17 protein-coding genes are annotated in these 19,116 nt (G+C 68.2%); 11 read left to right on the forward strand and 6 right to left on the reverse strand.

Going from position 1 to position 19,116, the window contains the following annotated elements; genetic code table 11:
* On the forward strand, positions 1 to 411 hold the full coding sequence (locus ABQE44_RS01850) for a RidA family protein (protein WP_448427987.1): 411 nt from the start codon (positions 1 to 3) through the stop codon (positions 409 to 411).
* Here ABQE44_RS01850 and ABQE44_RS01855 read toward each other — a convergent pair.
* Together ABQE44_RS01855 and ABQE44_RS01860 are read right to left on the reverse strand one after the other, a co-directional pair.
* On the reverse strand, positions 408 to 1,004 hold the full coding sequence (locus tag ABQE44_RS01855) for a hypothetical protein (RefSeq protein WP_448427989.1): 597 nt from the start codon (positions 1,002 to 1,004) through the stop codon (positions 408 to 410). The two genes, ABQE44_RS01850 and ABQE44_RS01855, sit on opposite strands and share 4 nt — an antisense overlap.
* A gap of 24 nt (positions 1,005 to 1,028) precedes the next feature.
* A complete protein-coding gene (locus ABQE44_RS01860; RefSeq protein WP_448393801.1) occupies positions 1,029 to 2,075 on the reverse strand; it encodes a M23 family metallopeptidase in 1,047 nt (348 codons plus the stop codon).
* A 160-nt stretch (positions 2,076 to 2,235) separates the two neighbouring features.
* Here ABQE44_RS01860 and sucC point away from each other — a divergent pair, with 160 nt between their 5' ends.
* Together sucC and sucD are read left to right on the forward strand one after the other, a co-directional pair.
* Complete coding sequence (gene sucC, locus ABQE44_RS01865) at positions 2,236 to 3,489, forward strand: ADP-forming succinate--CoA ligase subunit beta (RefSeq protein ID WP_448393802.1); 1,254 nt, start codon at positions 2,236 to 2,238, stop codon at positions 3,487 to 3,489.
* A gap of 12 nt (positions 3,490 to 3,501) precedes the next feature.
* The gene (gene sucD, locus ABQE44_RS01870; RefSeq protein WP_448427991.1) at positions 3,502 to 4,404 is read left to right on the forward strand and encodes a succinate--CoA ligase subunit alpha; all 903 of its coding nucleotides are present in this window, start codon (positions 3,502 to 3,504) and stop codon (positions 4,402 to 4,404) included.
* A 20-nt stretch (positions 4,405 to 4,424) separates the two neighbouring features.
* Here the strand turns inward: sucD and ABQE44_RS01875 are convergent, their stop codons facing one another.
* Positions 4,425 to 6,284 (reverse strand): S9 family peptidase, encoded by a 1,860-nt coding sequence (locus ABQE44_RS01875; protein WP_448427993.1) that lies wholly within the window; start codon positions 6,282 to 6,284, stop codon positions 4,425 to 4,427.
* Positions 6,285 to 6,308: 24 nt separating this feature from the next.
* Positions 6,309 to 6,926 (reverse strand): TetR/AcrR family transcriptional regulator, encoded by a 618-nt coding sequence (locus ABQE44_RS01880; protein ID WP_448393805.1) that lies wholly within the window; start codon positions 6,924 to 6,926, stop codon positions 6,309 to 6,311.
* Between the two features lie 127 nt (positions 6,927 to 7,053).
* On the opposite strand from ABQE44_RS01880, the gene ABQE44_RS01885 reads away from it, so the two are divergent.
* Both ABQE44_RS01885 and modA read left to right on the forward strand, forming a co-directional pair.
* Positions 7,054 to 8,592, forward strand: coding sequence for an acetyl-CoA acetyltransferase (locus ABQE44_RS01885; RefSeq protein ID WP_448393806.1), 1,539 nt, complete (start codon positions 7,054 to 7,056; stop codon positions 8,590 to 8,592).
* Positions 8,592 to 9,323: a molybdate ABC transporter substrate-binding protein gene (gene modA, locus ABQE44_RS01890; RefSeq protein ID WP_448393807.1), complete on the forward strand. Its 732-nt coding sequence runs from the start codon at positions 8,592 to 8,594 to the stop codon at positions 9,321 to 9,323. The genes ABQE44_RS01885 and modA overlap by 1 nt, the downstream gene beginning before the upstream one ends.
* On the opposite strand, the gene ABQE44_RS01895 is transcribed toward modA, so the two are convergent.
* Positions 9,324 to 10,172 (reverse strand): LLM class F420-dependent oxidoreductase, encoded by an 849-nt coding sequence (locus tag ABQE44_RS01895; protein ID WP_448393808.1) that lies wholly within the window; start codon positions 10,170 to 10,172, stop codon positions 9,324 to 9,326.
* A gap of 244 nt (positions 10,173 to 10,416) precedes the next feature.
* Between ABQE44_RS01895 and ABQE44_RS01900 the strand changes: the two genes are divergently transcribed.
* The 6 genes from ABQE44_RS01900 (at position 10,417) to ABQE44_RS01925 (ending at position 18,426) form a co-directional block, all read left to right on the forward strand.
* A complete protein-coding gene (locus ABQE44_RS01900) occupies positions 10,417 to 11,310 on the forward strand; it encodes a DUF5336 domain-containing protein (RefSeq protein WP_448427995.1) in 894 nt (297 codons plus the stop codon).
* 61 nt (positions 11,311 to 11,371) lie between these two features.
* Positions 11,372 to 12,778, forward strand: coding sequence for a cell division protein PerM (locus ABQE44_RS01905; protein ID WP_448393810.1), 1,407 nt, complete (start codon positions 11,372 to 11,374; stop codon positions 12,776 to 12,778).
* Between the two features lie 10 nt (positions 12,779 to 12,788).
* A complete protein-coding gene (gene purN / locus ABQE44_RS01910) occupies positions 12,789 to 13,418 on the forward strand; it encodes a phosphoribosylglycinamide formyltransferase (RefSeq protein WP_448427997.1) in 630 nt (209 codons plus the stop codon).
* On the forward strand, positions 13,415 to 14,983 hold the full coding sequence (gene purH, locus ABQE44_RS01915; protein WP_448427999.1) for a bifunctional phosphoribosylaminoimidazolecarboxamide formyltransferase/IMP cyclohydrolase: 1,569 nt from the start codon (positions 13,415 to 13,417) through the stop codon (positions 14,981 to 14,983). Before purN ends, purH begins: the two co-directional genes overlap by 4 nt.
* A 94-nt stretch (positions 14,984 to 15,077) precedes the next feature.
* Positions 15,078 to 16,460 carry a sigma 54-interacting transcriptional regulator gene (locus ABQE44_RS01920; RefSeq protein ID WP_448393813.1) on the forward strand — a complete coding sequence of 461 codons (1,383 nt, stop codon included), beginning with the start codon at positions 15,078 to 15,080 and terminating at the stop codon, positions 16,458 to 16,460.
* Positions 16,453 to 18,426 carry a vWA domain-containing protein gene (locus ABQE44_RS01925; RefSeq protein ID WP_448393814.1) on the forward strand — a complete coding sequence of 658 codons (1,974 nt, stop codon included), beginning with the start codon at positions 16,453 to 16,455 and terminating at the stop codon, positions 18,424 to 18,426. Before ABQE44_RS01920 ends, ABQE44_RS01925 begins: the two co-directional genes overlap by 8 nt.
* Before the next feature lie 86 nt (positions 18,427 to 18,512).
* Here the strand turns inward: ABQE44_RS01925 and ABQE44_RS01930 are convergent, their stop codons facing one another.
* Entirely contained in the window at positions 18,513 to 19,094 is a 582-nt protein-coding gene (locus tag ABQE44_RS01930; protein ID WP_448393815.1) for a DUF1707 SHOCT-like domain-containing protein, read from the reverse strand.
* Positions 19,095 to 19,116 lie beyond the last annotated feature (22 nt).

The raw sequence follows: 19,116 nt of genomic DNA on the forward strand, positions 1-19,116 counted from the left end.
ATGGCGACTTCCGTGCGGCTGATCCGCTCATCCACGCTGTCCGATGTAGTCGAGTATGCCTATGCGGCAACCGCTCCCAAGGACGCACGGTTGATCTTCCTCGCCGGGGCTTGTCCGCTCAACGACGACGGCACGACGGCAGCCGTCGGTGACTACGCGGGGCAGGCGGCAGTCTGCATTGAGACGATGACCCGCGCGCTGGCCGAGGCCGGAGCAACCTTGCAGGATGTGATCCACACGCGGGTGCTCGTCGCTAGCGGCGAGCAACGCGATCTGGTCACCGCATGGGAGGTGGTTCGCGATGCGTTCGGCGACCATGACGTGCCGAGCACCTTGTTCGGGGTGACCGTGCTCGGATATGACGATCAACTCGTCGAGATCGAGGCCATCGCTGCCGTCGTCGACGCCTAGGAGCGCTGCCAGCGGCCGGTGGCAGGCAACACAGCCAGCACCACGGTGCTCACCGGCAGCGCCGGGATCGCGTAGACCACGGGCGCCAGATCCGCGCCCGCGACGAACAGGCTCGAGAAGATCAACAGCGCCACAACGGCACCCACCACGACCAGCAGACGGCTCATCCGGCGGCGCAGCAACAGCCCGATCAGCCCCGCGATCAGAGCGGCTGCCGCTATCGCGGTCAGAAAAGCCACCGCCACGCAGAACAGCGGATCCGTCTGCCACCAGCCGGTGATGACGTCGGTGGCGATCACCGCCGTCGCCCAGCCCGACAGAATGGCCGCGATGGCCGTGGCGATCGCGGTGTGCGGAGTGGCGCGCCGGGCGGGTTCCACGGCGGTGGGGCGGGCCCGTGGGATATAGCTCGTCGGCGGCTCGGCGGCCGTCGGGACCTCGCCGGTCGGATGGCGACGGATGATGCCTGTCTGCGCATCCTCGGCACTACTGCCCGGTGCCTGCTGGGTGGGCGCGTCGCTGCGGACGACGGGGATCTCGCCGGTGGGATGGCGACGGATTATCCGTGGTGAGCTTTCGGGGTCGTCGGCCACTCAGCCAGCGTAATTGTCAGGCGCTCAGGGGGTCAGGCCGCGCTTGGCCAGCCATCCGACCGGATCGACCCGGTCGGTGCCGTTCGTCAGAACCTCGAAGTGCAGGTGCGGTCCGGTCGAATTGCCGGTGTTGCCCATCTTGGCGATCTGGTCTCCGGCCCACACCCGCTGCCCGACGTTGACCAGAACAGAGCTGAGGTGACCGTAGAGCGTCACCGAGCCGTCGGAGTGGCGCAGCTTGACCATGGTGCCGTAACCGGCGTAGGGGCCCGCTGAGATGACGACGCCGTCGGATGCCGCCAGGATGGGCGTGCCGATCGAGTTCGCGATGTCGATACCGCCGTGCAGGACACCCCAGCGGTATCCGAAGCCCGACGTCCACACCCCGGTGGTCGGCATGACGAACATCGGGCGCTGCAGACGGGCCTCGCGTTCGGCGCGTTCCTGAGCGAACGCGGCCGCCTTCTGGATCTCCTCGGTGTGTACGGCAGAGCTGGCGGCCGGCGTGACCGCCACGACCTGCATACCGTCCATCGACCCGGTGATCGCGCCGCCGCCGATGGCGGTCTGATCGGCGGCCAGCACGGTGGCGTCGCTGTCCTTGGGCGAGGGGTGCGTCATCGAGTAGGCGCCTGCGGCGGTAGCGCCGACGGCCATCGCCGCGACCACCAGCCGGCCCTTCACGGGGACGTCGGGTTTGCGGTGCTCGCCGCGACGGCCGATTTTGATGACGTCGGTGGCGTCCATGCCGTCGCTGGTGTCGGTGTGGCTGTCGCGGTACGCGTGCGTGCGGCGCGCATGCTTGGGGCCCGCCTGAAACTCCGACGGCACCGCCAGCCGCAGGGGGGCCAGATCGTCGGTGTCATGCAGGTCATCGAGTTCGGGAGCGGAGATGACGGAGGACTCGCGGTCGAAGGCGCAACTCTCCCGAAAGTCCACGTCGGCGAGGTCGCCGAACTCGTTGAACGGGATGATCTGGGTGACTTCAGCGGAGTTATCAGTGGCGCGGCCGATGATTTGCCGTTTCGTCGACGCCCCGGCGGGGAATCTGGACGAACGGTGCGCAGCCAACCTGAGGATTCCTTTTCGCTGTGATCAAAACGTGACCTTGACCAGAAGGCACGTTAACCAAACCCCAATGTTGGCTGCAAGCCAAGTGGAAATTCCGTTGGGGATTGTGAGGTGTATCACCATCGGCTCCCGGTGAGATCGACCACATGAGCGGTGGGCGGTGCATACGTACTCGGCGCGTGTCGATAAAGTTCCTCCGAGCCCGTCAGGCCCGAACCTTTGCAGTCAACGCGCTAGAGACAGTGAGTCCATGGACCTCTTCGAATACCAGGCGAAAGAACTGTTCGCCAAGCACAACGTGCCCACGACGCCCGGCCGGGTGACCACCACCGCCGAGGACGCCAAGGCGATCGCCGAGGAGATCGGCCAGCCGGTGATGGTCAAGGCGCAGGTCAAAACCGGCGGCCGCGGCAAGGCCGGCGGTGTCAAGTACGCGGCCACCGCCGACGACGCCTTCACCCACGCGCAGAACATCCTCGGCCTCGACATCAAGGGCCACATCGTCAAGAAGCTGCTGGTCTCCGAGGCCAGCGACATCGCCGAGGAGTACTACATCTCGTTCCTGCTCGACCGCGCCAACCGCACCTACCTGGCGATGTGCTCGGTCGAGGGCGGTATGGAGATCGAAGAGGTCGCGGCCACCAAGCCCGACCGGTTGGCCAGAGTGCCCGTCGACGCCATCAAAGGTGTCGACGAGGCGTTCGCGCGTGAGATCGCCGAGAAGGGTCATCTGCCTGCCGAGGTGCTCGACGCGGCGGCGGTGACGATCGCCAAGCTGTGGGAGGTATTCGTCGGCGAGGACGCCACTCTGGTCGAGGTCAACCCGCTGGTGCGCACGCCTGACGATCAGATCCTGGCGCTTGACGGCAAGGTCACCCTGGACGCCAACGCCGACTTCCGCCATCCCGAGCACGCGGAGTTCGAGGACCGCGACGCCACGGATCCGCTGGAGCTGAAGGCCAAGGAAAACGACCTCAACTACGTCAAGCTCGACGGTGCAGTCGGCATCATCGGCAACGGCGCGGGTCTGGTGATGTCGACGCTGGACGTGACGGCTTATGCGGGGGAGAAGCACGGTGGGGTCAAACCGGCCAACTTCCTCGACATCGGCGGCGGCGCATCGGCCGAGGTGATGGCCGCCGGCCTGGACGTGATCCTCAACGATCCTCAGGTCAAGAGCGTCTTCGTGAACGTGTTCGGCGGCATCACCGCCTGCGACGCGGTCGCCAACGGCATCGTCAACGCGCTGAAGATCCTCGGTGACGAGGCCAACAAGCCGCTGGTGGTCCGCCTCGACGGCAACAACGTCGAAGAGGGTCGCCGCATCCTGGCCGATGCCAACCACCCGTTGGTGATCCAGGCCGACACCATGGACTCCGGCGCCGACAAAGCCGCCGAACTGGCGAACAAGTAAGGGACACAACCCATGTCGATCTTCCTGAACAAGAACTCCAAGGTCATCGTCCAGGGCATCACCGGCGGCGAAGGCACCAAGCACACCGCGCTGATGCTCAAGGCCGGCACGCAGATCGTCGGCGGCGTGAACGCGCGCAAGGCCGGAACCGAAGTGGCCCACAAGGACAAGAATGGCCAAGACGTCCGTTTGCCGGTGTTCGGCAGCGTCGCCGAGGCGATGAAGGAGACCGGCGCGGACGTGTCGGTGGTGTTCGTGCCGCCGAAGTTCGCCAAGGACGCGATCATCGAGGCCATCGACGCCCAGATCCCGCTGCTGGTCGTCATCACCGAGGGAATTCCGGTCCAGGACACCGCATATGCGTGGGCCTACAACGTCCAAAAGGGGCAGAAGACCCGCATCATCGGTCCCAACTGCCCAGGCATCATCACGCCCGGCGAGGCACTGGCCGGCATCACCCCCGCCAACATCACCGGCCCGGGTCCGGTTGGCCTGGTGTCGAAATCGGGCACGCTGACCTACCAGATGATGTTCGAGCTGCGCGACTTCGGCTTCTCCACCGCGATCGGCATCGGCGGCGACCCGGTCATCGGCACCACCCACATCGACGCCATCGAGGCGTTCGAGAAGGATGCCGACACCAAGGTGATCGTGATGATCGGCGAGATCGGCGGCGACGCCGAGGAGCGCGCGGCCGAGTACATCAAGGACAACGTGTCCAAGCCGGTCGTCGGCTACGTCGCGGGCTTCACCGCCCCGGAGGGCAAGACCATGGGCCACGCCGGCGCGATCGTGTCCGGTTCGTCAGGCACCGCGGCCGCCAAGCAGGAGGCGCTGGAAGCCGCCGGCGTGAAGGTCGGCAAGACCCCGTCGGCGACGGCACAGCTGGCCCGAGAGATCCTGCAGAGCCTGTAACCCCTTTCTGCCGAGCAGTTCTAAGAAAGGTGTTGGGCGAGGAACCGCTCGACCGCGTGATACATGTCGATCGAGTTGTCCGGGTTCAGGAATCCGTGTCCCTCGTCGTCCTTGACCATGTACTCGACCTCGACCCCGCGCCCGCGTAGCGCCTCGACGAGGTTGTCGGACTCGGCCTGCACGACGCGGGAGTCGTTGGCGCCCTGCACGACCAGCAGCGGGGTGCGGATCCGGTCGACGCGGGTGATGGGGGAGCGGGCCAGCATGTCGACTTCCTGCGCCGGATCCGACGGGTCACCGACGTAGAGGTGCCAGTTGTTGGCCAGGAACGGCCGGGCCACGTTGGGCAGCGTGCGCATGAAGTTGGCCAGGCTGGAGATGCCGACGTAATCGACCGCCGCGGCGAACACGTCCGGGGTGAACGTGACACCCACGAGCGCGGCGTAACCGCCGTATGAGCCGCCGAAGATCGCGACCCGGTCCGGATCGGCATAGCCCTCCGTGACCGCCCACGCCACGGCGTCGACGAGGTCGTCGTGCATCCTGCCCGCGAACTCACCGATGGCCGCCTTGGTGAACGCCTTCCCGTAGCCGGTCGATCCGCGGAAGTTGATCTGCAGCACCGCATATCCGCGGTTCGCCAGCAGTTGCACGTCGGGCTGGTAGTACCAGCAGTCCCGCGCCCACGGGCCGCCGTGGACCAGCAGCACCATCGGAAGGCCGACCGGTTCCATACCGACCGGCAGCGTCAGGTATCCGTGCAGCGGCAGGTCGTCGCGGGCGGTCAGGGCCACCGGTGTCATCGGCGCCAACGTGTCCGGGTCGAGCTGCGGGTAGGGCCGGAACAGCAGCCGGCTTTCACCCGTCGCGTGGTCGTAGAGATAGGTGACACCCGGGTCGCGGTCGTGCAGGAAGTCGACCACCCATCGCCGCCCGCTGCGGTCCGACGAGATGCCGGAGAGGTCACCGTCGGACAGCGCGCTGAGCTTCTCCAGCACCGCTGCGAAATGGGGGTCCAGCGGGTGAATCACCTGCCGCTCACCGTAATAGCGGGCGCCGATCAGGTCACCGGTTCCCGTGCTGAGGATCAGCGGCGACGGTAGCGTCAGCTGCACCGCGAGATCGAGCTCCGGGTCGCTGTCGACCATGGACTCCTCGCCGGTGGCGACGCTCAAACGGACCAGCCGAGTGCGGTCACTGCCCCGGTTGCTGCCGAGCCAGAGCCCGCTGCCGTCGGGGGTGACCACGACCGGGAAGATGCCCAGCGGATAGTCGGTGCCGTCGTAGGTCGCGATCGTGCGTAGCGACGCGGCCGAGCTGTCCCACTGTGCGATGTCGATGTCGCCGTCGGCGGTCAGCGTGTTGGTGAATAGGTCACCGTTCGGGCCGCTGATCCAGTGCACGACATTGCCGGGATTCTCGGCGACCATGGTGAGATCGCCGGTGGCGATGTCGAGTTCGTAGGCGTCGAACAGTTCGGCGTTGCGCTTGTTCATCTGCACGACGGCGGTGCCCGGCCGTCGTTCCGGCAGTGCGAACGACGTCCGGACCCCGGGGAACGGGGTGAGGTCCACGGCTGCACCGGACGGGTCGTCCGGGTCGACGCGGTACAGGTGCCAGTTCTCGTCGCCGCCGTTGTCCTGCAGGTACAGCAACCACCGGGAATCCTGGCTCCAGCGGTAGATGTAGACGCTTCTGATCTTGTCGGCGGTCACACAGCGCGCGTCCTCGCCGCCGTTGACGTCCTGCACCCAGACGTTGAGCCGGTCGTGCCACGGGGCCAGAAACGCGATGCGGGTTCCGTCCGGCGAGATCGTCGCGGCGGCCCGGACCGGCGGACGGAAGAAGTCTTCGACGGTGATTTGGGGTGGCAGTGCCATATTTCCCTTCGGGGTGGTGGGGATTCAGTGCGGGACGGGCCCGCCGAGGCGTCCGTTGGTGGCGTCCCGGATCGCGCGGTCGATGAGTGCGAGGGTCTGCTCCTGGGTGACTGCTTCGCCTTCGACGATCACCGCGCGGCTGACGTCCTCGTCCACGACGCGGAACGCGCCGGTGACCGCAGCCGCACACAGGCGGACGGTCAGGTCGTTCTCCTTGAGGTTCAAGCGGTCGGCCACCACCGGGATGAAGCCCTGCTCCATCCGGTCGTGGACCATTAGATAGGCGGTGCGCAGCGCCGGTTCCGACTCGGTCATGGTCGCGATGCGCATCGCGCTGAATTCGTCGGCGATCTCCTGCGGGCCCAGCGGCTGCGAGACGATCTCCGCCGCGAGGTGTTCGGCCAGCGACAGATCGTGCGGCCACCGGTGCAGGATCGCCACGAACCGGTCGGCCGACCGGGCGAGCAGCGGTTCCACGCAGCTCTCCTTCGACCGGAAGTACCGCCAGACCGTGCGCGTGGACAGCCCCGCCGCCGCGGCGATGTCGTCGCCGCTGGTGCCGGTGACCCCACGTTCCCAGAACAGCCGGCAGGCGTGTCGCGAGACCTCCAGACGCGCCTGGACCTGCTTCTCGCCGCTCATCTCACCTCCGACTGTCACTAAGTGACAGCACCACTGTGTCACTAAGTGACAGTGCGGTCAAGCCGATGCGCGGATCGGCCGCCGCATCCATTAGCCTGTCGAATTAACAGTCGTCAGGAGGTCTGTAATGGTCGATTCCAGGACCCCCGTGATCGTCGGCGTCGGGCAGTTCACCGAGCGCATCGACGATGCGGACTACCGCGGCATGTCGGCGGTGGATCTGGCGACCGAGGGGGCCCGCGGCGCGCTCGCCGACACCGGCGTGCACGCCTCGACCGTCGCCCGCGCGATCGAGACGGTCTACGCGCTACGCCAGTTCGAGATCTCCGGGCCGATGCCCGCGACGCTGGGCAAGTCCAACAACTATCCGCGTTCGGTGATGCGCCGCGTCGGGGGCGACCCGGCCCGTGTCGTGCTCGAACCCGTCGGCGGTCAGGGTCCGCAGAAACTGGTCACCGAGGCCGGTGCGGCGATCGTGGCGGGCGAGTTCGATGTCGCGATGATCATCGGCTCAGAGCCGGGGTCCACGGCGCGCTTTTGGCGCCATGCCGCCGAATCGGGACGGGACAAACCTGACTTCACCGAGCACGTCGAGGGTCAACTCGAGGACCGGGGCCACCAAATCCACCGGTATTTCACCGAGTACACCGCCAATCACGGGCTGACCGGCGCCGCGGTGCAGTACGGGCTGCTGGACAACGCCCGCCGCGCCCGGCTCGGCCTCAGCGTCGCCGACTACCGCCGCCAGATGGCGGAGCTGTTCGCGCCGATGTCGAAAGTCGCTGCCAAGAACCCGTTCTCGTCGTCACCGGTGGAGCGCTCGGTGTCCGACATTGTCACCGTCGACGACGACAACCGGATGATCTGCGATCCGTACCCGCGTCTGCTGGTCGCCCGCGACCAGGTCAACCAGGGCGCCGCGGCGATCATGATGTCGGTGGAGGCGGCCCGCAGACTCGGTGTGCCCGAAGACAAGTGGGTGTACGTACACGGGCACTCGGACCTGACCGAACAGGGCCTGCTGGAGCGCGCGGACCTCGGAGCCAGCCCGGCGGCCGCGCACGCCGCGCAGGAGGCGTTGCGGGTGGCGGGCATCGGTGTCGACGACGTCGCGACGTTCGATCTTTACAGCTGTTTTCCCTTCCCGGTCTTCGTCGTCTGCGAGGCGCTCGGCCTTGCGGCCGACGATCCCCGCGGCTTGACCGTCACCGGTGGCCTGCCCTACTTCGGCGGGCCGGGCAACAGCTACTCGCTGCACGCCATCGCCGAGACCGTCGTCCAGATGCGGGACAGGCCTCGGCAATTCGGCTTCGTCGGCGCCAACGGCGGCACCATGAGCAAGTACTCGGTCGGCATCTACTCGACCACGCCGGCGGAGTGGCGGCCCGATCGCAGCGCTGAACTCGACGCGCAGATCGCGGCGCTGCCGACGGTGCCGCTGACCGAGCGTCCCGAGGGGTACGGCACCATCGAGACCTACTCAGTGCGCTACGACTGGCCGAACCGCACCGGCATCATCGTCGGCAGGAGCGACGCTGACGGTTCACGGTTCATGGCCATCACCGAGGACGCCGACCTGCTGGCGCTGATGACCGACGGCGATCCGCTGGGTGTGGCGATCGACGTGCGCTGGGACGAGAAGGTCAACCGCGCGACACTGGCCTGATGAAGGCTTGGTTCGGTGTCCTGTTGCTCGTGCTCGCGACCGGGTGTGCGCCGCGGGACGACCCGTCGACGCTGGTGGTGTTCGCCGCGGCGTCGCTTTCGGACGCGTTCACCGAGATGGGGCTGAGCTTCGGAGGCGACGGTGTCACGGTGGAGTTCTCGTTCGCCGGGTCCGCCGACTTGGTCACCCAGCTGACCCAGGGCGCCCGCGCCGACGTGTTCGCCTCGGCCGACGCGCGGAACATGGAGCGGGCCGCACAGGCCGGCCTGCTGGCCGGTGACCCGGTGGACTTCGCGTCCAACACCCTGGCCATCGTCGTCGCACCCGGAAACCCGCACGGCGTCACGGGTTTTGCCGATCTGGGCCGATCCGGGATCGACGTGGTGACGTGCGCGCCGCAAGTGCCGTGCGGGGCGGCGACCGAGAAGGCCGAACACGTCGCGGGTGTGTCACTGCAGCCGGTCAGCGAGGAGTCGTCGGTCACCGACGTGCTGAACAAGGTCGCCGGCGGGCAGGCCGACGCCGGCCTGGTCTATGTCACCGATGCGCGGGCGGCGGGAGACCGGGTCACCACGGTGCCTGCTCCCGAGATCGCCGACGTCGTCAATACCTACCCCATTGCCGCGCTGAAGGATTCGCCACGGCTCGACCTCGCGCGGCAGTTCGTCGACACTGTCACCGGCGAAGCGGGCAGGCAGGTGCTGGACGCCGCCGGGTTCGGCACACCCTGATCACTTCAGGTCGGCCAGCTTGCCCGCCAGACGCTCGACGTAGGCGGCGACGTCGTCGGCGGACTTGTCCGGCAGGCCGAACAGCACCTCGGTGACCCCTAGGTCGGCCCAGCGCGCCAATTTCTCCGGATCCGGTTTGAAGTCCAGCGCCACGATCTGCGGAGCACCCGGTCGGTCGCCGTCGGCCCAGATGTCCTGCAGCTGTTTCACCGGCGCGTCGATGTCGAAGTCACGCGGCGTGGTGATCCAGCCGTCGGCGGAGCGGGTGATCCACTTGAAGTTCTTCTCCGTGCCGGCCGCGCCGACGAGCACCGGGATGTGCGACTGCACCGGCTTCGGCCACGCCCAGCTCGGCCCGAAGTTGACGAACTCACCCTCGTAGGCCGCTTCCTCCTCGGTCCACAGCGCCCGCATCGCCTCCAGATACTCGCGCAACATTGTGCGGCGGCGGCCGGGCGGCACGTTGTGGTCGGCCAGCTCGTCGGTGTTCCAGCCGAATCCGACCCCGAGGCTGACCCGGCCGCCGGAGAGGTGATCGAGCGAGGCGATGGTCTTGGCCAGCGAGATCGGGTCGTGCTCGACGGGCAACGCGACCGCCGTCGACAACCGCACCCGCGTCGTCACCGCGCACGCTGTGGCCAGGCTCACCCACGGATCCAACGTGCGCATGTAGCGGTCGTCGGGCAGCGTCTCGTCGCCGGTCGTCGGATGGGCGGCCTGCCGTTTGATCGGGATGTGGGTGTGTTCGGGCACGTAGAAGGTGGTGAACCCATGGTCATCGGCGAGCTTGGCCGCCGCTGCCGGGGTGATCCCGCGGTCGCTGGTGAAAAGTACGAGCCCGAAATTCATGGCTGAATTAGAACGTGTTCTAGTCGCAAGGGCAACACCCGGGGTGGATCGACGGTGGGCGCGGCCGGGCGCCCCGGCGGCTTTTTGCACGTCCACACCGAAATCGAGTACGTCGATGCGTTGCTGTCGCCTCGACGCGCGAAATCCAAGATTCCGAAGAGAATTCGACCGGACAACCCGTGCCACGTCGATTCGACTCAGGTGCGCTAGCGTGGACTTCAAGCCCGACAGCACAGGAGAGGTCATGACCTACCCGCCCGGTCCGTCCGGTAGTCCCGGATACCCGCCCGCACACCAGCCGACCACCCAGTTCTCCGCGCCGACACAGCAGTTCGGCAAGCCGGGTGAACCTTCCTCGACACCGGACGGCGCCAGCAGGCTGCCCGCTTATCTGACCGCCGCCGTGGCCGCGCTCGGCCTTGCGGTGTATCTGGCGAGTTTCGGTCCGCTCTTCACCATCGCCGCCTCCGACTTCCCCGGGCTGGTCGACGTCAGCGGTGGCTCCTTCGGCCTGGTGCTGGCTGTGGCGGCGGCGGTGTTGGCCGGACTGCTCGCCGGTGTCGGCCTGCTGCCCAAGCAGACGGTCGCGACATCGCTGGTGACGGTCCTGTCGGTGCTCGCGTTCCTGCTCGTCATCGCCGAAGTCATCAACAAGCCCAGTGTCGCCGCCATCGACTGGGGGCTGTACCTGGTCATCGCGTTCACGGTGCTGCAGGCGATCGTCGCGGTGGCGGTGCTGCTGTTCGAGACCGGCATTGTCAGCGCGCCCGTCCCGCGCCCCAAGTACGACCAGAGCTACGGGCAGTACGGCGGTCCCGGTGGCCCCTACTACGGCCAGCAGTACGGCGGCCCGCAGCAGCAGCACCAACGTCCGGGCTATCCCACGCCGTACGGCGGATATCCCAGCGGTCCGTCGACCGGCGGCTTCGCCAGCCCGCAACCCGGCGCACAGCAGGGCTCCCAGCAGGGCTCCCAGCACGGTTCGCAGCCGGGTTCACAGCCCGGCGGCCAAAGCGGGCCGCCCACCCCGCCGACCGGCTTCCCGACGTACGGTCAGCCGCCGACGAACTCCGACCAGACGACACAGGCTTCGACGCAGCCGTCGTCCTCCTCGCAGTCGGGGCCGCCGCCGTCGTAGTCTGAGCCGCGCGTGCGTCAACTTCGCGCACGCGTGAGCAGGTGCGAGGAGCGGCCAACCAGTGGACAACCGACCGGTCGGCGCGCGCCAAGCGCGTGAGCTGCTTCGGGTCGCGTTCGGGCCGTCGATCGTCGCGCTCGTCATCATCGCCGCGGTGGTGTTGATCCAGCTGGTCATCGCGAACAGCGAGATGACCGGCGCGTTCGGCGCGATCGCCAGCATGTGGCTGGGCGTGCACCTGGTGCCGGTGTCGATCGGCGGCGCGGAACTCGGCGTGATGCCGCTGCTGCCGACGCTGGCGATGGCCTGGGGAACCGCCCGCACGACGGCCGCCGCCACCGCACCGCAGAGTTCGTGGTTCGTGACCCGGTGGGTGGTGGGATCCGCGTTGGGCGGACCGCTGCTGGTCGCGGCGATCTCGCTGGCCATCATCCACGACGCCGCCTCGGTGCTCACCGATCTGCAGACCCCCAACGCCCTGCGCGCGTTCGGCAGCGTGCTGGCGGTGCACGCGATCGGCGCCGCCGTGGGCGTCGGGTCCCGTCTGGGTCGACGGCTGTTGACCGCGTCACCGCTGCCCGCGTGGCTGCCCGACGCGATTCGTGCCGCCAGCGCCGGTGTGCTCGCCCTGATCGGGTTGTCCGGCGTCGTGGCGGCGGGGTCGCTGATCGTGCACTGGTCGACCATGCACGACCTATTCGGGATCACCGATTCGGTGTTCGGGCAGCTCAGCCTGACCGCGCTGTCGATCCTGTACATCCCGAACGTGCTCGTGGGCACCGCGGCCGTCACCGTCGGCTCCAGCGCCCACATCGGGCTGGCCACCTTCAGTTCGTTCACCGTGTTTGGCGGCGACATCCCCGCGCTGCCGGTGCTGGCCGCGGTACCGAACCCGCCGCTGGGTCCGGTGTGGGTGGCGTTGCTGATCGTGGCGGCGGTATCGGGGGTGGCCATCGGCCAGCAGTGTGCGCGACGCCCGCTGCCGTTGTTGCCCGCGCTGCTCAAGCTGGCCGTCGCCGCGGCGCTCGCGGCGGCGACGATGGCGCTGCTCGGCCACGCCGGTGGCGGTCGGCTCGGCAACTTCGGCGACGTCGGCGTCGACCAGACCACCTTCGGGCCAGCAGTGTTCCTGTGGTTCGCGGGCATCGGCGGGCTGACGGTGGCGATGTCCGGCGGCATCGCCCGTCGGCCCCGACCGCCCAAACCCGAACCCAAACCCGAACCCGAAGCCGAGCCGGAACCCGGACCCGAGCAGGAACCCGAAGCCGAGCCCGAGGCCGAGACTGAGCCGCCGGCCGACGTCGAAGCCGAAGCCGAACCCGAACCGCTGGCCGAACCGTTGGCCGACGTCGACGACGACGCACCGGCCGAGCCGGCGCCGCCCCTCGACCCCGAGGAACACTTCGTCGTCGACGACGACGTTTCGCCCGATACCACCGCAGACCGCCCCCGCAACGGTGACCATTAGGCTCGCAGGCGTGCAGGAACCGCTTCGTGTGCCGCCCAGCGCACCGGCGCGGGTGGTGGTGCTGGCCTCGGGCACCGGGTCGCTGCTGGCCTCCCTGCTCGCGGCCGCGGTCGGCGACTATCCGGCCCGGGTGGTCGCGGTCGGCGCAGACCGTGAATGCACCGCGCTGCAGATCGCCGCGTCGTGGTCGGTGCCGACCTTCACTGTCGCGCTTCGCGATCACCCCGACCGCGCCGCCTGGGACGCCGCGCTCACAAAAGCCACCGCCGCATACGAGGCTGACCTCGTTGTGTCGGCCGGGTTTATGAAAATCCTTGGCCCCCAATTTCTTTTCCGCTTCCCCGGCCGGGTGCTCAACACCCACCCGGCGCTGCTGCCGGCCTTTCCCGGCGCACAGGCAGTGCGCGATGCGCTCGCCTACGGCGTCAAGATCACCGGCTGCACCGTGCATCTGGTCGACGCGGGCACCGACACCGGGCCGGTGCTGGCGCAGGAGGCGGTCCGGATTCTCGACGACGACGACGAAGGCACCCTGCACGAGCGCATCAAGGTCGTGGAGCGACGACTGCTCGTGGAAGTTCTGGACGCGTTCGCAACCCGCGGCGTGACCTGGATCGGACGAAAGGCGACCCTGGGATGAGCGATAAACGGCCGATTCGGCGCGCGTTGGTCAGCGTGTACGACAAGACCGGCCTTGCCGATCTGGCCCGCGGACTCCACGACGCGGGAGTCGCCATCGTCTCGACCGGATCGACCGCCAAAACCATTGCCGACGCCGGTGTTCCGGTTACGCCGGTGGAGGAGGTGACCGGTTTTCCCGAGGTGCTCGACGGCCGGGTCAAAACCCTGCACCCGCACGTGCACGCCGGTTTGCTGGCCGATCAGCGCAAACCCGAACATGTTTCGGCGATGGCCGAACTCGGAGTCGCCGCATTCGAACTCGTCGTGGTGAACCTGTATCCGTTCACCGAGACCGTCGCCTCCGGTGCGGGCATCGACGAGTGCGTCGAACAGATCGACATCGGCGGACCCTCCATGGTCCGCGCCGCCGCCAAGAACCATCCCAGCGTCGCCGTCGCCGTCGACCCGCTGGGCTACGACGGGGTGCTCGCCGCCGTGCGCGCAGGAGGATTCACCCTCGATGAACGAAAGAAGCTGGCGGCGTTGGCGTTTCGGCACACCGCCGAGTACGACGTCGCGGTGGCGTCGTGGATGGGCTCGGTGCTGGCGCCCGAGGGCGGGCCGGCGTCCACGGCGCTGCCGCAGTGGCTGGGTGCGACGTGGCGTCGTGAGGCCGTGCTGCGCTACGGCGAGAACCCGCACCAGCAGGCGGCGCTGTACCGCGACGACGCGGCGTGGCCCGGGCTGGCGCAGGCCGAACAACTGCACGGCAAGGAGATGTCCTACAACAACTACACCGACGCCGACGCGGCCTGGCGCGCGGCGTTCGACCACGAGGACATCTGCGTCGCAATCGTCAAGCACGCCAACCCGTGTGGCATCGCCGTCTCGTCGGTCTCGGTGGCCGACGCGCACCGCAAGGCCCACGAATGCGATCCGCTGTCGGCGTTCGGCGGGGTGATCGCCGCCAACACCACGGTCAGCGTCGAGATGGCCGAAACCGTCGCCGACATCTTCACTGAGGTGATCATCGCGCCCGCCTACGAACCGGGCGCGGTGGAAGTGCTCACCCGCAAGAAGAACATCCGGGTGCTGGTCGCCTCCGAACCGCAACCGGGCGGTGCGGAGTTCCGACAGCTCAGCGGCGGCCTGCTGGTGCAGCAGCGCGACGCGTTCACCGCGCCCGGCGACGACCCCGTCAACTGGGAACTCGCGACCGGCTCACCGGCGGACCCCGCGACGCTGGCCGATCTGAAGTTCGCCTGGCGGGTGTGTCGGGCGGTGAAGTCCAACGCGATCGTCGTGGCCGCCGACGGCGCCACCGTCGGGGTGGGCATGGGTCAAGTCAACCGGGTCGACGCCGCGCGGCTGGCGGTGCAGCGCGCCGGGGAGCGGGTGCGCGGCGCCGTCGCGGCCTCCGATGCGTTCTTCCCGTTCCCCGACGGGCTCCAGACGCTCATCGACGGCGGGGTGACGGCCGTCGTCCACCCCGGCGGATCGGTACGCGACGATCAGGTCACCGACGCCGCCACCAAGGCAGGCATCACGCTCTACCTCACCGGCGCCCGGCATTTCGCGCACTGAGATCGCTGGTGCCGCGAGCGTGCGCAAACTCGCATCTCGTCGCGGCGTGTCGGCCTCCGACGCGCACGGTCGCGCAGTTGCGTAACTTGGAGGAGTGACTCAACCACGTGATCTGCCCCGTACCGTCGGCGAGCTGAGAGCCTCCGGCCATCGCGAGCGGGGCGTGAAGCAGGAAATCCGGGACAACTTGCTGGCCGCCCTCAGCGAGGGCCGCGATCCATGGCCGGGCATCCTCGGTTTCGAGGACACCGTGATCCCGCAGCTCGAGCGGGCCCTGATCGCCGGTCACGACGTCGTGTTGCTCGGTGAACGCGGCCAGGGTAAGACGCGGCTGCTGCGCGCGCTGATCGGTCTGCTCGACGAGTGGACGCCGATTATCGACGGCTCCGAACTCGGTGAGCACCCGTACAGCCCGATCACCCCCGAATCGATCCGGCGCACCTCCGACTCGGGCGACGACCTGCCCATCGTGTGGCGGCACCGCAGCGAGCGCTACACCGAGAAGCTGGCCACCCCCGACACCAGCGTCGCCGACCTGGTCGGCGACATCGACCCGATCAAGGTGGCCGAAGGCCGCAGCCTCGGCGACCCCGAGACCATCGCCTACGGGCTGATCCCGCGCGCCCACCGCGGCGTCGTCGCCATCAATGAACTGCCCGACCTCGCCGAGCGCATCCAGGTCGCGATGCTCAACGTGATGGAAGAGCGCGACATCCAGGTGCGCGGATACACCCTGCGGCTGCCGCTCGACGTGCTCGTGGTGGCCAGCGCCAACCCCGAGGACTACACCAACCGGGGCCGCATCATCACCCCGCTGAAGGACCGGTTCGGCGCCGAAATCCGCACCCACTACCCGCTGGAACTCGATGCCGAGGTCGGCGTCATCAAGCAGGAAGCGCAGCTTTCGGCCGAGGTGCCCGAGTACCTGCTCGCGGTGCTGGCCCGGTTCGCCCGCTACCTGCGCGAGTCGCGGTCGATCGATCAGCGGTCGGGGGTCTCGGCGCGGTTCGCGATCGCGGCCGCCGAAACCGTCGCCGCGGCCGCGCGGCACCGCTCGGCCGTGCTGGGCGAAGAGAATCCGGTGGCGCGCGTCGTCGACCTGGGCACCGTGACCGACGTGCTGCGCGGCAAGCTCGAGTTCGAGACCGGTGAAGAGGGCCGCGAGCAGGCGGTGCTCGAGCACCTGCTGCGCCGCGCCACCGCCGACACCGCGCAGCGGCTCCTGGGCGGCATCGACGTCGGCCCGCTGGTGGTGGCCATCGAGAACGGCTCAGCGGTCACCACGGGCGAACGGGTGTCGGCGCGCGAGGTGCTGGCGGCCGTGCCCGAAGTGCCGGCGATCGCCGAGGTCCAGAAGCGGCTCGAGGCCACGACCGACGGGCAACGCGCCGCCGCGGTCGAGTTGGCGCTGGAGGCGCTGTATCTGGCCAAGCGCATCGACAAGGAATCCGGCGAAGGCGAAACTGTCTATGGTTAAACGGACCTCGCGCTATTCGCGGTACACCGGCGGACCCGATCCGCTGGCACCGCCCGTCGACCTGCGCGAGGCGCTCGAACAGATCGGCCAGGACGTCATGGAGGGCAGCTCGCCCCGCCGTGCGCTGGCCGAGATGCTGCGCCGCGGCACCCAGAACATGCGCGGCGCCGACAAGCTGGCCGCCGAGGCCAACCGTCGTCGTCGAGAACTGTTGCAGCGCAATAATCTCGACGGCACACTGCAGCAGATCAAAAAGCTTCTCGACGACGCGGTGCTGGCCGAGCGCAAGGAACTGGCTCGCGCGCTCGACGACGACGCGCGCTTTCAGGAGATGCGCATCGAGAACCTGCCGTCGTCGCCGGCCAAGGCCGTCCAGGAACTCGGCGACTACCAGTGGCGCAGTCCGGAGGCGCGCGAATCCTACGAGCAGATCAAGGATCTGCTGGGCCGCGAAATGCTCGACCAGCGGTTCGCCGGGATGAAGCAGGCGTTGGAGAACGCCACCGACGAGGACCGTCAACGAGTCAACGAGATGCTCGACGACCTCAACGACCTGCTCGACAAGCACTCAAAAGGACAGGACTCCCCAGAAGATTTTCAAAACTTCATGGACAAGCATGGCGAGTTCTTTCCCGAGAACCCGCGCAACGTCGAGGAGTTGCTGGACTCGTTGGCCCAGCGGGCGGCCGCCGCGCAGCGGTTCCGCAACAGCCTCTCGGATGAACAGCGCGCGGAGCTGGATGCGTTGGCGCAGCAGGCGTTCGGTTCGCCCTCGCTGATGAACGCGCTCAACCGGCTCGACGGCCACCTGCAGGCCGCGCGGCCAGGAGAGGACTGGACCGGCTCGTCACAGTTCTCCGGCGACAACCCGCTCGGAATGGGTGAAGGCGCTCAGGCGCTCGGCGACATCGCCGAACTCGAACAGCTCGCCGAGGCGCTGTCGCAGAGCTACGCGGGCGCCACGATGGAAGATGTCGACCTGGACATGCTGGCCCGCCAGCTCGGCGAGGATGCGGCCGTCGACGCGCGCACGCTGGCCGAACTCGAGCGAGCGTTGATGGATCAGGGCTTTCTGGACCGCGGCGCCGACGGGCAGTGGCGGTTGTCACCCAAGGCCATGCGTCAGCTCGGCCAGGCGGCGTTACGTGATGTGGCACAGCAGCTTTCGGGTCGTCACGGTGAGCGGGAGACCCGGCGCGCCGGTGCGGCCGGTGAGCTCACCGGAGCGACACGACCCTGGTCGTTCGGCGATACCGAGCCGTGGAACGTCACCCGCACCCTCACCAACGCGGTGCTGCGCCAGGCCGGCTCGGGGACTGCGGCGCTGCCGCTGAACATCACCGTCGACGATGTCGAGATCTCCGAGACCGAGACCCGCACGCAGGCGGCCGTCGCGCTGCTGGTGGACACCTCGTTCTCGATGGTGATGGAGAACCGGTGGCTGCCGATGAAACGCACGGCGCTGGCGCTCAGCCATCTGGTCAGCACCCGATTCCGTTCGGATGCGTTGTCGATCATCGCGTTCGGCCGCTACGCGCGCACCGTGTCCACCGCGGAACTCACCGGCCTCGAGGGCGTCTACGAACAGGGCACCAACCTGCACCACGCGCTGGCCCTGGCGGCCCGGCACCTGCGCCGCCATCCCAACGCGCAACCGGTGGTGCTGGTGGTCACCGACGGTGAGCCGACCGCGCACCTGGAAGACTTCGGCGACGGCGACGGCACCGCGGTGTTCTTTGATTACCCGCCGCATCCGCGCACCATCGCCCACACCGTCAAGGCCTTCGACGACGTGGCCAACTTGGGTGCGCAGGTGACGATCTTCCGGCTGGGCACTGACCCCGGCCTGGCCCGGTTCATCGACCAGGTGGCACGTCGGGTGGAGGGACGCGTGGTGGAGCCGGACCTCGACGGGTTGGGCGCCGCGGTCGTCGGCGACTATCTGCGCTCCCGGCGCCGCCGCTAGCCCCGCTCGCCGGTGCGTCGAGGCCGACGCAATGGCTGCTTTTCCGGGTTTCGAACCACCATATCGTCGGTTTCGCGCAGGAAGAGTCAGGCGGGTTTGCGCTTCTTGCGCTTGACGCCGACATTGCCGAACAACGAGAAACCGCGGATGCGCACACACGGCGCGCCGGTGGAGCCCTCGCCGCTGACGGCGTGCTCGAAGCGGCCCATCACCCCGACACCGCGCAGGTCGACGTTGACCTCGGGCGGCACCAGGATCGTCTGGCCGCCGAAGACCGAGTAAGAGTGGATCTCCACCTCCGGTGAGGTGAAGTCGGCGTAGCGCAGGTCCACCATGCCGCCGCCGAAGAGTGCGACCGTCGTCATCCGCTCGGGAACGTTCCACCGGCCGCGGCGTTCGAAGCCGCTCATGATTGCCAGCAGCATCGTCGAAGGGGCAGGCCGGCACGGGCCGCCGGTGCGGCCGCGGCTGAACGCGCCCGGCAGATCGGCCGACAATCGGTCGAGTTCGTCGTACGTCTGCGCCGCGTATGCCTTGGCCAGCCGATCTTCGTATTCGCTCAGCTGCAGCCGCCCGTGCGCGGCGGCGTCCGTCAGCAACTGTGCTACCTGAATCCGATCGGTGTCAGCAGCACGCATGGAACCGTTCCGCGACGCTGGGGTACTCATCGAATACGAGCCTACGACGAAC

It is taken from the genome of Mycolicibacterium sp. XJ2546, assembly GCF_053483195.1.